The sequence below is a fragment of the Methylobacterium sp. EM32 genome, from assembly GCF_040593685.1.
Classification (GTDB): domain Bacteria; phylum Pseudomonadota; class Alphaproteobacteria; order Rhizobiales; family Beijerinckiaceae; genus Methylobacterium.
In genome coordinates, this window is sequence record NZ_JBEXZS010000238.1 from 1 (window position 1) to 14,125 (window position 14,125).

Genomic DNA, 14,125 nt, shown 5'->3' on the forward strand with positions numbered 1-14,125 from the left:
GGTTCGGGTGCCGGGTCCGCAGCCGTCGGAACCGTCGCGACGGGCGCGCGACGGGGACGGCGCGCGGGGAGGGGATCGAGGATCGCGACGGCGAGGCCGGGCGCGCCGTCCGGCAGGGCGGCGGGCAGGCAGGCGCAGAGCAGGGGCGGGGCGAGGCGCCCGGCGAGGCGCAGGCGCTCGAGCCGCGGCTGCGCCGTCCCGACGGGCAGGGCCAGGGAGCCGCGCAGCTGCGCCGGAAGGCTCAAGGAGGGGTCGATCCGCCCGTCCGGACCGGCGATCGACTCGCGCAAGGAGGCGGCGCCCGGGGAGGCGTAGAGCAGGTGCGTGGCCGTGCAGTCGAGGAGCAGGACCGCGCGATCGTCGCCGGCGATCCGCTGCCCGAAGGCCGGAACGGCCCGCAGGGCCTCGATCGTCGTCTCGAAGAGCACGTCCCGACCCACTGCCTCTCCCCACGCCACGCCACGCGCCCGGCACGACGGCCGATCCCCCGACCGGCCCGCCGCGAGAACCGGCCCCGCCCATACTGCTTTAAACCAACTGACCCCTTCCCGCACCGGCACGAAATGCGCAGTCGCTGCGTTATCGTGCCGTCAACCTTAATGACGCTCGAAAAGGTGGCATTTCGCCCGAAGCGTGCTATTGTGCAGTGCACAAACGTGCCGGGCCCCCAAAAGTGCCGTGCCCGCAGCGTGCCGCGTCAGGGGCCGCGCCAAACAACGAGGAGACGAACATGACCCAGACCCCGAACTACGAGATCCCGACCGAAATGCGGGACTTCGCGGAGAAGAGCGTCGAGCAGGCCCGCAAGGCGTTCGACTCGTTCCTCGGCGCGGCGCGCAAGACCGCCGACACCCTCCAGGGCTCGGCCGAGATGGCCCGCACCAATGCCCAGGAGACCTCGAGCCGCGGCTTCTCCTTCGCCGAGCAGAACGTGAACGCCGCGTTCGACCTCGCCCAGAAGCTCGTCCGCTCGAAGGACGTGCAGGAGGCGATGCAGCACCAGGCCGAGTTCGTGCGCAGCCAGTTCGCCGCCATGCAGACGCAGGCCCGCGAGTTCGGCGGCCTCGCCCAGAGCGCGATGCAGCAGAGCGCCGAGAACGCCAAGCAGGCGATGCAGCAGGGCGCCGAGCAGGCCCGCAACGTTATGCAGCAGGGTGCCGAGCAGGCCCGCCAGGCGATGCAGAAGGGCACCGACGCCGCCCGCAGCGCCACCGACCAGGCCACCAACGCCGCCAAGGACGCCGCGTCCTAAGACGCGCCTTCCAGGCCGACTGTCAGGACGGCCACGGCCGCGCTCCGCGAGGGGCGCGGCCTTTTTTTGTATTCACGAACGATCCAGGCGGAGCTGGGACACTTCTGCTCGACCGGATTCATACCCTCCGCGTCATTCCGGGGCCGCGAAAGCGGAGCCCGGAATCCAGAACCGCGGATGGTTCAGGATCAAGAGACGATCGTTCCACTCTGTTCTGAGACACCTGAGTGTCTGGATTCCGGGCTCCGCTTTCGCGGCCCCGGAATGACCATGGGTGTGTTACGTCCGACAGCGACCGTCCGCAGGCCTCAAACCGCGTCACACCACGTCCGACGTCTTGCTGCGGTGCAGCGGACCGATGCCGACCTCGATCTCATCGAGACCGTCATCGGCGTCGAGATCCTCGGCGCCGGACCGGTGGACCGGCGGATCGCAGGCGCGGATCAGCCGGACGATCTGCATCGCCCGGTCGGCGCAGTCGGGCGAGATGCGGGCGATGTCCTCCGCGAGTTCGAGGACCGCGTCGAGGGTGCGCTGCCACTGGGCCGAGGTGGTCACGGCGGATCTCCCTGGCTCGATCTCGCGGCGCGGCCCCCCGGCCGCACCGGCCACGATTTGCCGCGCCGGGGTGGTTCGGCTACCGAAGCGGCACCGGGGCGCCCTGCGCGCGGCGTCACGCAGGGTAACTCCCCGCCAGAGAGGAACGCAATGATGCGAGGGTTCGTTCGCGCCGGCCTGTCGTCGGCCGTCCTTTTGGTCGCGGTCCTGACCGGCTCGGCTCAGGCCCAGTACTACCGGGAGGACGCGCCCCCCGGCTACGGTTACGACCGCTACGAGCGTCCGGCTCCGCGGCGCGCGGTCGGCTACAATTGCGATGCGGTGCAGCGCGGCTTCACCGGGCCGCAGCCCTATTCCTGCCCGCTGCCCGGCCCGCGGCCGCTCGGCGCCCGCTGCTTCTGCGACGTGCCGCTGGCGAGCTTCAGCGCCCCGCAGCCGCCGGCCCCGGGCCGCGTGTCGCCCTGACGAACGAAGAGGGCCGCCCCCGAGGGCGGCCCTGTCCTGGATCGACGATCGGTCCCGGTAAGCTTCAGTTCAGCACCACCACCTTGGCGCCGACCTTGACCCGCGAATACAAGTCGGTGACGTCATCGTTGGTCATGCGGATGCAGCCGGAGGACACGGCCTGGCCGATCGTGTCGGGCTCGTTCGAGCCGTGGATGCGGTAGAGGGTGCCGCCGATATACATCGCGCGGGCGCCAAGCGGGTTGTCGATGCCGCCGGCCATGTAGCGCGGCAGGTCGGGGCGGCGGGCCAGCATCTCCTTCGGGGGCGTCCAGGACGGCCACTCGCGCTTGGCGGTGATCGTCTTCGTGCCCGACCAGGTGAAGCCCGGGCGGCCGACGCCGACGCCGTAGCGCAGGGCCATGCCGTCGCCCAGCACGAGGTAGAGCCGGCGCTCGGCGGTGGAGACCACGAGCGTGCCCGGCGCGTAGCCGCCGTTGAAGGGAACCAGCTCGCGCGGGATTGGGGCGACCTGCGCCTGATCGGTGCTGCCGGCGGCTTGGCCCTGGCCGTAATACCCCTGCGTGCGGTAGCCCGGCGCGTCGTAGGGCTGGCTGGCGTAGTAATCCTCGCCGGGATTGGCGTCGAAGGGATCGTAGGGCGCGGCCTTGGCCGGCGCGGAGGCAAGAACGCACACGCTCAGAGCGCCCGCCAGGGCGGTAGCGAAGATCTTCATGGCCGGAGCCTTACCTCAGCAGTTACCTTTGCTGTACAATGCTGTCCCGGCTCAGTGGTTCCCGGTTAAAGCGACGCTAATGGCGAAGGTGGAGTACCGAGTCCGGTGGAACGGTTCACGGCCGGTTGACCGGGAAGGTCGCATCCGAGCGACCGGCCGGACGGATCAGGGTACCTCGTCGGTATGGACCTGGAAGCCGGCGAGCAGCGAGGGGCCGAAATTGGTCGAGATCGCCACGTCGGTGGCGTCGCGGCCCCGCGCCATCACGATGCGGCCGATCCGCGGCGTGTTGTGGCGCGCGTCGAACGTGTACCAGCGCCCGCTCAGGTACACTTCGAACCAGGCCGAGAAATCCATCGGATCGGGCACCGCCGGCACGCCGATATCGCCGAGATAGCCGGTGCAGTAGCGCGCCGGAATGTTCATGCAGCGGCAGAAGGTGACGGCGAGGTGCGCGAAGTCGCGGCACACGCCCTCGCGCTGGTTGAAGCCGTCCAGCGCTGAGCGGGTCGCGTCGGCGCGCTGGTAGTCGAAGCGGATCCGCTCGTGGACGTAGTCGACGATGGCCTGCACCCGGGCCCAGCCTTCCGGCGTGTGGCCGAAGAGCTGCCAGGCGGTGTTCGACAATTTGTCGGTGTCGCAGTAGCGGCTGCCGAGCAGGTAGACCATCACGTCGTCGGGTAGATCCTGCACCGGGTGCTGCACCGCACCCAGCGCGACCTCGTCCGGCCAGCCGCTGTCCTGGACCAGGAAGTCGGCCGAGACGGTCAGCCGCCCCGGCGGGGCGACGATCCGGGTGCAGGTGTTGCCGTAGCGGTCGGCATAATCGCGGGCCGGGATCGGCGGGTCGAAGCGCATCGCCGGCGAGGTGAGGCAATCGCCGAGCCGCGAGGGATGCACGCTGAGCATCAGCAGCATCGGCGTCGGGGCCGGGGAGTCGAAGGTGATCGCGTACCCGGTCCGGATCCTCATGACGGTGCTGGCTCCCTGATGCTGCCGATGGGGCGATGCCATCGGGACAACACAGGGTAAGGCCCCGGCGTCGCCGCGGGTTGCGCGAAGAATCGGCAGGCGCTGACCGAAGTTTCGTCGCCTCGGTCAATCCGCGACCAGGGGCGGGCGATTCCCGGCGGGCGCGCGTTGATTCAGCCGCGCCGGGCCCGCGCCTCGAAGGCCGCCGCCATCGTGTCGTCGTGGCGCCCCAGGGTCTCGAGCCGCTCGGCCCGCCGGCTCTGCTCCCGGCTCTCCTCGCCGGGGCTCAGCTCGGCGAAGACCCGTGCCTGCTCGGCCTGCTGGCGGTGACGCTCCGCCTGCTCGCGGAAGAAGGCCGCCTGCTGCCCCGCCGTCGCGGCGTACTCGGCCTGGTAGCTGTCGCGCTCGTTCGTCTTCATCTCCAGATCCCCCGATCTGTCCAGCCGGTCTCTTCTCGGCCCGGTGTCTTTCGGCTTAACCCCCTGGAGGCCGCGCGGCGCTCGGTCGCGCGACCGTAACACGAACTTAAGGCACGAACGGCGTGTCGATCAAATCCGCCGAAAGGAGCCGGGCGGCGCCCTACGCCACCGGAGAGCGCGGCGTGCGCGCCGCCTGCTCGGCGAGGGCCAGCAGGTCGGGCGCCCGATCGATCGGCACCGCCTGCGGCGGCAGCTGTGCTTCCGGAACGCGGGCCTCGGGCCGGGGCGGCTGCGCCACGACGAGGTGGATCGTCGGCCAGAGCGTCGCCACGGCGCGGGCGAGCCCCGCCCCGTCGAGGGCGCCGTCGCGCTCGGTCGGCAAGCCGATCAGCACCAGGGCGACCTCGCCGCCATTCACGCGCAAAGTCTCGAGCCCGGCATCCGGATCGAGGCAGCGGATCGTCTCGAGGCCGGCGCGCCCCAGGAGCGAGGCGGCCTCGCTCGCGCCGGGCACGTCGCCGACCAGCAGGGCCAGACGTCCGGCGGGGATTCCACCGGGATGGCCGGCCTCCGCCCCGTCGCCGGCCTGCCGCACGCGGCCGGTCTCCCGAGTCGTCGCGACCTCGCGCGCTTCCAACTGGCGCAGGAGCGCGCTCAGCCGCTCCGGCACCGACTCGGCCACCAGGCCGTCATAGGCCGCGGCGAGGCCCGCCCCGAGGGCGTCGAGGGAGAGAGTGGGTGTGAGTGGCGTGCCGCCCGTCCGGCACCCGGCGCCCGCCGCGCCCATCGTCACCTCCTGATTCCGTCGTTGCGATCAGGAGGATAAATCTCGACGCGCGGCGAGGTTTCCCCAGAAGACGGCGGTGACGTACAGCTTTTTCGCGAGCTCTCAGGGGGTATCGGCGGCGTAGGCCATCACGCCCATCAGGGCGCCGACGTCGCGGTAGCGGGCGCCGCGGGTGCTCATCATCGCCTCGAACTTGTCGTGGACCTGCGCCACCGTGAGGCTGCGGGCCTTCCGGCGGCCGACGCGCTCGTAGAAGATCGGGCGGTTCGCCTTGGCGGGCTTCGGCAGCAGGGCGGCGGCCTCGGCCTTCGGCTCCTCGACCACCTTGGCCATGAAGCGCTCGGCGTCGTCCGGCCCGAGGAAGTGGGCGAGGTAGGTCTCGCCCAGGGTGAGGTCGCGGCCGATCCGGGCGGCGATGCGCGCGGCATCGCGCTTCAGCATCTCGCCCGCCATCAGGGCGGAGAGGGAGGGATCGCGACGCAGGTCGAGGATGCGGGCGCGCTCGGACGGATCGGCGACGCCGTTATCCTCGCCGATCAGCCCCGCCTCGCGGGCGTAACCGTGCTGGGGGCCGAATTCGCGCATCACCTGCAGCCAGGTGCGCTCGATGAACTGGTAGAGGCCGGTGGCGGAGGAGGTCCGGGCCTGGACCTCGGTCAGGAAGCTCGATTCCTTGTCGGCCACCGCCATCAGCAGCACCGGGTCGGTGCGCACGGTCGCGGCGGCCCGCACGATGGTCTGGACGAGGTGGCGCCGGATCCGCATCGGCCCGAAGCTCAGCACCTCGTTGGGGTCGCCCCCGGTGCTGGCCGCGAGCAGGTCGTCGTAGGATACCCGATCGACGCCGGAAGAGCCGAGGGCGGTGTCGAGGTCGTGGACCGGCTCGCGCAGCGGCGCGATCGTGGCGGCGTCGCGGGCGGGTGCCGGCTGGGCCTTGGCGGTCTGGATCTGGATGGTCTGGATCTTGGGCGTCGGCATCACCAGGAGGTCGGCCATCATGGTGACGGCCGGGCGGGCGGTCATCAGGTCGGCGCCGTACTGGTGCAGCAGGGCGGAGAGACCCGCCGCGAAGCACCCCGCCGCGAGCAGCGTGCGCGCCATGACCGGCACGCCCCCGTGGGCGGCGCGGCTGCCGAGGGACAGGGCGTCGCCCGAGAGGACGTTCCCGGAGAGGGCGATCCCCGGCGTCCCCGCCATCCGCAGGCCGCCCCGCTGTGCCGGTCCGTCCGCTCGACGTCTCATATGGTGTATCGCCCCGGTTTCCACGCCACTGGGACGCAAGAAGCCGGTGAGATGTGGCGATAAAACGGCGACGCTGGCACAGCTCAGCGTCGTCTCACATAAGCTTCGCCGTACGAACCGCCGAGCATTCGGGTCCCGTTACGGCCAAGCTTGACCTGAGGAACCGTTCCGGTGACTGCGAATGCCGATGCTGCAGTGCGGCGAAGCGCCTCCCGTTCAGCGGGTGGCGGGCTGGACGGCGGTGTCGCGGTCGCGCTGGCGCTTGTTGGCCTGATGGCGGCCGAGCGCACAACCGGCGGCGGCACCCGCGAAGGTGTGGCCGACCGCGTGGCCGGCGATGCCGCCGACGACCGCGCCCTTGATGCAGCCCTTCGCCTCGGCGGCTCCGGCGAAACCGGCCAGACCCACGGCCAGCACGGCGCCGGCGATCGTCTTGCGCATGGTCATCTCCCGTACGTCACGTCATGGACGTCACTGAACAGGCCAAGTCGTCATCCGGTTCCCTCGCCCGCGTGACCTAAGCCGAGGCGCGACCGCATTCGAAGGACGTCGCGCTCAGGCGTGCGCCAGGACGTAGATCTGCAGCGCGACTTCGACGGCGAGGAGGAATGCGATGACCGCGAGGAGCAGGGCCAGCACGGCCTGGCCGCGGGTGTCGAACAGCGCCAAGATCTGGGCGACGACGCTCGGCACCAACCGCCCGGCCGTCATGCCGGGCGGCACCGGGCCCGGATCCGCCGGCATCCCCGCCCGCCGGGATCCTGCCCCGGGCGACGCCCCGATGTCGTCGGGCTCGACATCCGCCGGCCTGGAACTTCCCGGCCTGGGCTCCTCGGCCGTGAAGTCCCGCGGCCGGAATTCCTGGGTTTCGAAGCTCGGCCGGTAGGCGCCGACCGGCACCTGGATCCGGACCGGCCAGAACCGGCCCTCGTCGGCATAGACCTCGTCGAGGACCCGGCGCAGGCGGCCGGCCTCGACCCGCACGCTCGGATCGTTGCTCGGATCGAAGCTGTCGGCCCGGCCGAGGGCCTGGGTGGCGATGGTGTAGGCCTTGATCGCCTCGCCCCGCCCGGACAGTTCCTCGTCGACGATGTAGCTCAGGAAGGCGGCCAGCTTCTGCGACCGCCGGAATGCGGGGGCGCGCAGGCAGCCGTCGAGGCTGCGGCGCACGGCCTCGGCGGAGACAGGGTCCGTGCTGGTCTCTTCCTTCATCACAGCTCAGTCCGGCCCGCCGATCGATGCGAGATGACCACTACAATCATTGGCATGAAAGGTTGCTCCATCCATTGTGCGTATGATTGCGAGGTGCGCGACCTCGTCGTCCAGAGCATTGTCCGACGAAGTGGAGACCGGTTCGTCGAAGAAAATGCGACAAAACAAAGACTTAGAGAGCTTCGCGATGGCAGCGTGATCGTAGGGCGCTCCAGAGGTCCGACGCCGTAACGAGAGCACGGACTCCGTCGTGATCGCTGCGATCTGCTGCCCGTTGCGATGTGGCGCGCAACTTGGTTCGCGGCTTGGCGCCGCGCCTGTCGGCCCGATCCGACCGCGTCGGGGGGCGGCTTCCTCTCCGGCAATAGCCGGGGCGAGTATTCGAGGGAGCTTAACCGATCGCTAACCATATCGGCCGGAAGATCCGACGAAGCTGACCGCACCGAGGTGATCCATGCCGCAAGCTCAGACCCGCCCGCTGCCCACGGCGTTCGCGCGCTATCCGATCCCGCTCGAGCTGCTGGCCGTCCTGCATCGCGCCAGCGAGGACGATGTGGATGCCCTGGTCTCGCGCATGCCGGTGACCGGGCGGGCGCGGCTGGCGGCCTATTGCACCGACAAGGACCACCTGCACCGGCTCGGCCTGCGCATCGCCGGCACCTGCGACGAGGCTGCCCTGGTGCGGGTCGTCGGGGCCGATGCCGGGGCGAGCCTCTACGCCCAGTCGCGTCCGACCGGGATGCTGCCGAGCTGAGGCGGCCGCCCAGCATCATGACGCCATCACTGCCGAGGGGCTGCATTGCGCGGCCCCTCGTTGCGTTGGCGGTCATGCACCGGCCGCGTCGCCCGACTCGCACCGGCCATCGGTTCCGGGAAAGGCATCGGGACAGCGAGGCACCAAGAAAAAAGGCCGCTCTTGCGAGCGGCCCGAAGTCTAGGGAGGAAACGCCCAAAGAGGGCTGCAAGGCCGCGACGCCATCGCGACCGTGCGATGCACAAACTAGCGTGCGCCGCACAAAACGCAAGCGGTATTTTCGGTTTCGCGCGCAACCGAAATGAATGGCAGCGCTGCACTCCCGTTCGAGCTTTCGAAAACTGGTTTCGGATCGGCGCGTTCGCGGGCCCGAGCCTTGGGCGCCGCAGCCCAATGGGCGAGGGGACGGGGCAGGAACCGGCTCAAGGTGGCGAGGGTTGAGCGGGCACAACAACCCTCGGAGGAAATCTGATGACCCGCTTTACCGTTCTCGGTGCCGGACTGATCCTGCTCGCCGGGACGCTCGGTGCGGCTGCCGGCCCCTGCGCTCCCGGCCAGGTCCCGGGACAGACCGCGCAGAAGATGGACAAGAGCTCGAACGTCGATCCGCCCGCCACCGCCTCGGTGACGCCCGGCGCGAAGGCCGAATCGCCCGGCACGGTTGGGGCGATGCAGAATCTCGGCTCGCAGACGGCGACCTCGCCGGCCGATGTCAGCCGGCAGTCGAAGGGCGAGAAGACCGCCGCGCAGCAGGCCAACGACTGCTGAGGTGAGGGCGCCGTCCAGTTGCAACGCGATCGGATGGTGCTCGGGTCCGGCGAACCGTTTGGCGATGACGACACAGGCTCCTCTCGCGAGGAGCCTGTGTCGTGCGTCGTTCCCAGATACGGCATCGCAGGCCTGAATCGTCGCAGATCTCAGCGCGCCCGCATCCGGGCAGCGCCGGCCGCGTTGCCCTGGCGAACCTCCGGTACGCGGCGCCTTCCGGCCGGCACCGGAAGAGAGAGACGACAGGAGAGGAGGACAGACATGGCCGACCGGACGCCCGAGATGGCCAGGGCCCAGATCGCCTACGCGCTGCAGGCCAAGCGCGAGTCGCTGGCGGCGGCGACAGACGTCCTGCGGACCTCACCCGAGGATGGCGAGGCGCGCCGCACCGTCGAGCGGCTGACCGAGGATGTCGGCCGTCTGGAGATCCAGCTGCGCGGCGCGGCTTGAACGAGGGGCTGGCCCGGAGCGGTCAGGCCGTGGCCGCGCCCTTCAGGTAGCCCTTCGCCCGCAGGTACTCCCGCAGGACGAGGCAGATCGCCTCGCCGCGGGAGAGCTGCTCGACGGCGGCGAACTCGGTCAGGGCCCGCGCGAGGTCGTCGGGGATGTGGAAGGCTTCTTCGTCGCGGACGGGCTCGGGGTTGTCCGGCCCTTCGGGCATCTCGCTGGTATCGGTCATCGGGCGCCTCCGGCTCGGTTCCGGGTATCGCGCCGCGGGAGCGATCGTTCCGCCTACCGCCAATGGTCACCCTCGATCGGGCGGGCGCCGCATCGGATGGCGCGCTTGCCCGGCCAGCGCACCCGGCGGACGATCGGCGCGAGCCCGGAGCGGGGTGGGCATGAGGGAGATCGGGCATGGGACCGGACACGCTGACCGCGCTGAGGCGCATCGCCGGGCTGGCGGGTCTCGCCTGTCTGCCGGTGCTGGTCTGGCTGTCCTGGATCCCGAAGGATTGGGAGATGCGCACCGGCGCGGCCGGCCAGCTGGAGCACCTCGTCGCCTATGCGGGCACGGCCGGCCTTCTCGGCCTCGGCTCTCCCCGCGGGCCGGACTGGCGGCTCGCCCTCGCCCTCGGCCTGCTCGCGGGCATCCTGGAGGTCGGGCAGATCTGGGTTCCGGGCCGCACCGCGCAAGTCGTCGACTTCGCGGCGAGCGCCGGCGGTGCCCTGCTCGGGCTCGCCGCCGCGCGCATCCTCGCCGGCCGCCGGATCGCGGCCGGGCAAGATTCGTTGCAGAAAGTCTCGTCGGTGGCCGTCAGGCCGCCCGCACCATCCGCGGCCGGGCCGGGCGCGAGGCCAGGCGCACGGGCTCTTCCGGTCCGCGCACGGTGAGGGCGAGGCTCACGGTCATGACGGCCTCGCCCGCCCGGTCGCGCACCCGCACCTTCAGGTCCGAGAGATCGGCGCCGGGCAGGCCGGCCGCGGCGAATTCGATCGCCGTGCGGGTCGCCTCGCCCCGGATCTCGTCCTGGCTGCACAGAATCAGCCCGATATCGTCCCGGCACTGCCAGGCACCGGCGCTCAGATCGAAGAAGTAGCGCTGCACACCGTCCTCCCCTCGTTCTGGGGAGAGATGTGCACAGACCATATGGCCTATGCTTTAACAAATTTGAAAGGATTGGTCCGGATCGGCCATCGTGACCGGCCTGTGTTGCGCCCGGGCATCGATCCACGCGCGATCCGGTCCGCGGCCTCAGGCCGCGAGGGTCGTGGTACCGCCACCCCGGCTCGAACGGGGGACCTCTAGATCCACAATCTAGCGCTCTAACCAACTGAGCTATGGCGGCTCGCGACGGGGGGCTGTGTAGTCCGGCCGGAGCGCCGTGGCAAGCGCCGTTCGGCGGCTTTCGCACCGGAAGGGTGGGAAACTGCGCCGGCTCAGTCCGGAATCCCGATCGACCGACTGGCTCTCACGCCCTAAACCGCTGCCGGCGCCCGCCCTTTCCCTCGAGAGCCCGCCCGACGGTCCGATGACGTCCAAATCCGAGACGGTCCGCCGCTCCCTCACGGAGAGCGCCCTCGTGCTGGCGCCGGGGGCTCTGCGCGCCTGGGTGCGCGGCGGCGAGATCGGCCTGATCCTGCTCGCGGCCCTCGTCGGCTGCGTGTCGGGAGTGCTGGTCAGCGCCATGGGCTGGGCCGCGCAAGCCGCCCACGAGTGGCTGTTCGGCCTCGACCTCGACGAGCGCCTGAGCGCGACGGCCCGCGTGTCGCCCCTCGTGGCCCTCGGCGTGCCGGCCCTCGGCGGGGCGCTGCTCGGCCTGGCGGTCTGGCTCGGGGGCCGGGTCCGGCGGGTGCCCGGCAGCCCGGTGATCGACCCGATCGAGGCCAACGCCCTCCATGGCGGCCGGCTCTCGCTGCGGGATTCGGTGCTGGTCGCGGTGCAGAACCTGATCTCAAACGGCTGCGGCGCCTCGGTCGGGCTCGAGGCCGGCTACACCCAGATCTCCGGCGGGTTCGCCTCGCGGCTGGGCCTGAGCTTCGAACTCCGCCGCAACGACATGCGGGTGCTGGTGGGCTGCGCGGCGGCGGCCGCCATCGCGGCGGCGTTCGGGGCGCCCCTCACGGGGGCGTTCTACGCCTTCGAGCTGATCATCGGCACCTACGCCATCGGGTCGCTGACCCCGGTCGTCACCGCGGCCTTGGCCGGCGCCTTCGTGTCGCGGGCTCTCCTCGGGCACCAGACCGTCATCACGATCGGGGCCACCCCGGCGGTCGGCCCGGCCGACTACCTGCCGACGCTCGGCCTCGGGCTGATCTGCGCCGGGCTCGGCATCCTGATCATGCAGGGCGTCACTCTGGTGGAGGAGGGGGTGCGCCGCACGAAGGTGCCGCCGCTCGCCCGGCCGGTCCTCGGCGGCCTCGCCGTCGGGGCGCTGGCGCTGGTGGCGACGCCGCAGGTGCTCTCGGCCGGGCACGGTGCGCTCCACCTCAACCTGTCGGAGGACGGCGCGACGGTCGGCGCGGCAGGGCTGATCCTGATTTTCCTCGCCAAGGCGCTGGCCTCGGCGATCTCGATCGGAACGGGGTTCCGCGGCGGGCTGTTCTTCGCCTCGCTGTTCCTGGGCGCGCTCGCCGGAAAAATCTTCGTGATGCTGGCCCCGCCGCTCGTCGCCATGGTGCTGCCGCCGGTGACCTACGCGGTGGTGGGGATGAGCGCGCTCGCCGTCGCGGTGATCGGCGGCCCGATGACGATGACCTTCCTGGCGCTGGAGGTGACCGGCGACTTTCCCATCGCCAGCCTGGTGCTGGTGGCGGTGATCGCCTCCTCGCTCACGGTGCGCAAGACCTTCGGCTACTCCTTCGCGACCTGGCGCTTCCACCTGCGCGGCGAATCGATCCGCAGCGCCCACGACGTCGGCTGGATCCGCACCCTGACGGTGGGCCAGCTGATGCGGCGCGAGGTCCGCACGGTGCGCAGCGACACCACGCTCGCGGCGTTCCGGCGCGCCTTCCCGCTCGGCTCCGGCACCCAGGTCGTCGCCGTCGACGAGGCTGGGCTCTATGCCGGCATCGTGCTCGTCGCCGAGGCCCATGCCGCGCCGATCGACGACAAGGCCACCGAGACGAAGGTCGCCGATCTTCTGCGCTACCGCGACCAGGTGCTGGTGCCGCAGATGAACGCCAAGGAGGCGGTCGCCCTGTTCGACAAGGCCGAGAGCGAGGCGCTGGCGGTGGTCGAGAGCCGCGACGCCGGCCGGGTGATCGGGATACTCAGCGAGAAGCACACCCTCAAGCGCTACAGCGACGAGCTCGACCGCCAGCGCCGGGCGAGCGTGGGGGAGGTGGCATGATTCAGGGGAATTGCACGCGCCATTGACCGGGAGTGCGGGATGGGCGACGCGGGGGCGCCATAAACAGGAGGAGACACCCATGCCGTCAGCCCAGCGCACCTACCGCATCGCCGTGATCCCCGGGGACGGCATCGGCAAGGAGACGGTGCCGGAGGGGGTGCGCGTGCTGGAGCAGGCGGCCAAGCGTCATGGCTTCACGCTGCAGCAGGACTGGTTCGACTTCTCGTCCTACGACTACTACGCCAAGCACGGCCGCATGATGCCGGAGGACTGGAAGGCGCAGATCGGCGGGCACGACGCGATCTTCTTCGGCGCTGTCGGCTGGCCGGAGAAGATCCCGGACCACGTCTCGCTGTGGAACTCCCTGATCCTGTTCCGGCGCGAGTTCGACCAGTACATCAACCTGCGGCCCGTGCGGCTGATGCCGGGCGTGCCGAGCCCGCTCGCCGGCCGCAAGCCCGGCGACATCGACTTCTGGGTCGTGCGCGAGAACACCGAGGGCGAGTATTCCTCGGTCGGCGGCCGCATGTTCCAGGGCACCGACCGCGAATTCGCCGTGCAGGAATCGGTCTTCACCCGCCGCGGCACCGACCGGGTGCTGAAATTCGCCTTCGAGCTGGCGCGCAGCCGGCCGAAGAAGCACCTGACCTCGGCCACCAAGTCGAACGGCATCTCGATCACCATGCCCTACTGGGACGAGCGGGTGCAGGAGATGGCGCGCCACTATCCCGACGTCGCCTGGGACAAGTACCACATCGACATCCTGACGGCCCACTTCGTGCTGCATCCGGACTGGTTCGACGTGGTGGTGGCCTCGAACCTCTTCGGCGACATCCTGTCCGATCTCGGCCCCGCCTGCACCGGCACGATCGGCATCGCGCCGTCGGGCAACATCAACCCGGACCGGGACTTCCCGTCGCTGTTCGAGCCGGTCCACGGCTCGGCGCCGGACATCGCCGGCCAGGGCATCGCCAACCCGATCGGCCAGATCTGGTCGGGCGCGATGATGCTGGAGCACCTCGGCGAGAAGGAGGCCGCGGCCGAGATCGTCGCCGGCATCGAGCGCGTGCTCGCCGAGCGCACCCTGCGCACCCGCGACCTCGGCGGCAACGCCGACACGGCGGCCTGCGGGCTCGCGGTGGCGGAAGCCATCGGGTGATGCGGGTGGGCGTCCGGCACGGCCGGGCGCC

Annotated in this window: 18 protein-coding genes, 1 tRNA gene and 1 pseudogene; 8 read left to right on the forward strand and 12 right to left on the reverse strand. The window is 70.7% G+C overall.

The window, feature by feature from the left end:
* Positions 1-440, reverse strand: a pseudogene (locus ABZT49_RS30010) (PAS domain-containing sensor histidine kinase); the annotation flags it as partial.
* Positions 441-730: 290 nt separating this feature from the next.
* Between ABZT49_RS30010 and ABZT49_RS30015 the strand changes: the two are divergent.
* A complete protein-coding gene (locus ABZT49_RS30015) occupies positions 731-1,252 on the forward strand; it encodes a phasin (RefSeq protein WP_355291670.1) in 522 nt (173 codons plus the stop codon).
* A 318-nt stretch (positions 1,253-1,570) separates the two neighbouring features.
* Here ABZT49_RS30015 and ABZT49_RS30020 read toward each other — a convergent pair whose 3' ends face one another.
* A complete protein-coding gene (locus ABZT49_RS30020) occupies positions 1,571-1,810 on the reverse strand; it encodes a hypothetical protein (protein WP_355291671.1) in 240 nt (79 codons plus the stop codon).
* A gap of 153 nt (positions 1,811-1,963) precedes the next feature.
* On the opposite strand from ABZT49_RS30020, the gene ABZT49_RS30025 reads away from it, so the two are divergent.
* On the forward strand, positions 1,964-2,275 hold the full coding sequence (locus ABZT49_RS30025) for a hypothetical protein (RefSeq protein WP_355291673.1): 312 nt from the start codon (positions 1,964-1,966) through the stop codon (positions 2,273-2,275).
* A 64-nt stretch (positions 2,276-2,339) separates the two neighbouring features.
* Here the strand turns inward: ABZT49_RS30025 and ABZT49_RS30030 are convergent, their stop codons facing one another.
* The 7 genes from ABZT49_RS30030 to ABZT49_RS30060 form a co-directional block, all read right to left on the reverse strand.
* Positions 2,340-2,990 (reverse strand): L,D-transpeptidase, encoded by a 651-nt coding sequence (locus tag ABZT49_RS30030; protein ID WP_355291675.1) that lies wholly within the window; start codon positions 2,988-2,990, stop codon positions 2,340-2,342.
* Between the two features lie 165 nt (positions 2,991-3,155).
* The gene (locus tag ABZT49_RS30035; protein ID WP_355291677.1) at positions 3,156-3,962 is read right to left on the reverse strand and encodes a transglutaminase family protein; all 807 of its coding nucleotides are present in this window, start codon (positions 3,960-3,962) and stop codon (positions 3,156-3,158) included.
* Between the two features lie 173 nt (positions 3,963-4,135).
* Positions 4,136-4,381 (reverse strand): hypothetical protein, encoded by a 246-nt coding sequence (locus ABZT49_RS30040; protein ID WP_093568893.1) that lies wholly within the window; start codon positions 4,379-4,381, stop codon positions 4,136-4,138.
* A 160-nt stretch (positions 4,382-4,541) separates the two neighbouring features.
* On the reverse strand, positions 4,542-5,168 hold the full coding sequence (locus tag ABZT49_RS30045; protein WP_355291679.1) for a NepR family anti-sigma factor: 627 nt from the start codon (positions 5,166-5,168) through the stop codon (positions 4,542-4,544).
* 102 nt (positions 5,169-5,270) lie between these two features.
* Positions 5,271-6,365 carry a transglycosylase SLT domain-containing protein gene (locus tag ABZT49_RS30050; RefSeq protein WP_355291730.1) on the reverse strand — a complete coding sequence of 365 codons (1,095 nt, stop codon included), beginning with the start codon at positions 6,363-6,365 and terminating at the stop codon, positions 5,271-5,273.
* Positions 6,366-6,626: 261 nt separating this feature from the next.
* A complete protein-coding gene (locus ABZT49_RS30055) occupies positions 6,627-6,851 on the reverse strand; it encodes a hypothetical protein (protein ID WP_355291681.1) in 225 nt (74 codons plus the stop codon).
* A 114-nt stretch (positions 6,852-6,965) separates the two neighbouring features.
* On the reverse strand, positions 6,966-7,622 hold the full coding sequence (locus ABZT49_RS30060; RefSeq protein WP_355291683.1) for a hypothetical protein: 657 nt from the start codon (positions 7,620-7,622) through the stop codon (positions 6,966-6,968).
* A gap of 454 nt (positions 7,623-8,076) precedes the next feature.
* Here ABZT49_RS30060 and ABZT49_RS30065 point away from each other — a divergent pair, with 454 nt between their 5' ends.
* The 3 genes from ABZT49_RS30065 (at position 8,077) to ABZT49_RS30075 (ending at position 9,594) form a co-directional block, all read left to right on the forward strand.
* Positions 8,077-8,376, forward strand: coding sequence for a hypothetical protein (locus ABZT49_RS30065; protein ID WP_093568888.1), 300 nt, complete (start codon positions 8,077-8,079; stop codon positions 8,374-8,376).
* Positions 8,377-8,847: 471 nt separating this feature from the next.
* Entirely contained in the window at positions 8,848-9,144 is a 297-nt protein-coding gene (locus tag ABZT49_RS30070; protein WP_355291685.1) for a hypothetical protein, read from the forward strand.
* 261 nt (positions 9,145-9,405) lie between these two features.
* Entirely contained in the window at positions 9,406-9,594 is a 189-nt protein-coding gene (locus ABZT49_RS30075; RefSeq protein ID WP_355291687.1) for a hypothetical protein, read from the forward strand.
* 22 nt (positions 9,595-9,616) lie between these two features.
* On the opposite strand, the gene ABZT49_RS30080 is transcribed toward ABZT49_RS30075, so the two are convergent.
* The gene (locus ABZT49_RS30080) at positions 9,617-9,823 is read right to left on the reverse strand and encodes a ribbon-helix-helix domain-containing protein (RefSeq protein ID WP_355291689.1); all 207 of its coding nucleotides are present in this window, start codon (positions 9,821-9,823) and stop codon (positions 9,617-9,619) included.
* A gap of 176 nt (positions 9,824-9,999) precedes the next feature.
* Between ABZT49_RS30080 and ABZT49_RS30085 the strand changes: the two genes are divergently transcribed.
* Positions 10,000-10,476 (forward strand): hypothetical protein, encoded by a 477-nt coding sequence (locus ABZT49_RS30085; protein WP_355291691.1) that lies wholly within the window; start codon positions 10,000-10,002, stop codon positions 10,474-10,476.
* On the opposite strand, the gene ABZT49_RS30090 is transcribed toward ABZT49_RS30085, so the two are convergent.
* Positions 10,400-10,690 carry a DUF6894 family protein gene (locus tag ABZT49_RS30090; RefSeq protein WP_355291693.1) on the reverse strand — a complete coding sequence of 97 codons (291 nt, stop codon included), beginning with the start codon at positions 10,688-10,690 and terminating at the stop codon, positions 10,400-10,402. The genes ABZT49_RS30085 and ABZT49_RS30090 overlap by 77 nt on opposite strands.
* Before the next feature lie 164 nt (positions 10,691-10,854).
* Positions 10,855-10,931 (reverse strand) — tRNA-His (locus ABZT49_RS30095).
* A 183-nt stretch (positions 10,932-11,114) separates the two neighbouring features.
* On the opposite strand from ABZT49_RS30095, the gene ABZT49_RS30100 reads away from it, so the two are divergent.
* Both ABZT49_RS30100 and ABZT49_RS30105 read left to right on the forward strand, forming a co-directional pair.
* On the forward strand, positions 11,115-12,935 hold the full coding sequence (locus tag ABZT49_RS30100) for a chloride channel protein (protein WP_355291695.1): 1,821 nt from the start codon (positions 11,115-11,117) through the stop codon (positions 12,933-12,935).
* 79 nt (positions 12,936-13,014) lie between these two features.
* Entirely contained in the window at positions 13,015-14,094 is a 1,080-nt protein-coding gene (locus ABZT49_RS30105) for a tartrate dehydrogenase (protein ID WP_099955313.1), read from the forward strand.
* Positions 14,095-14,125 lie beyond the last annotated feature (31 nt).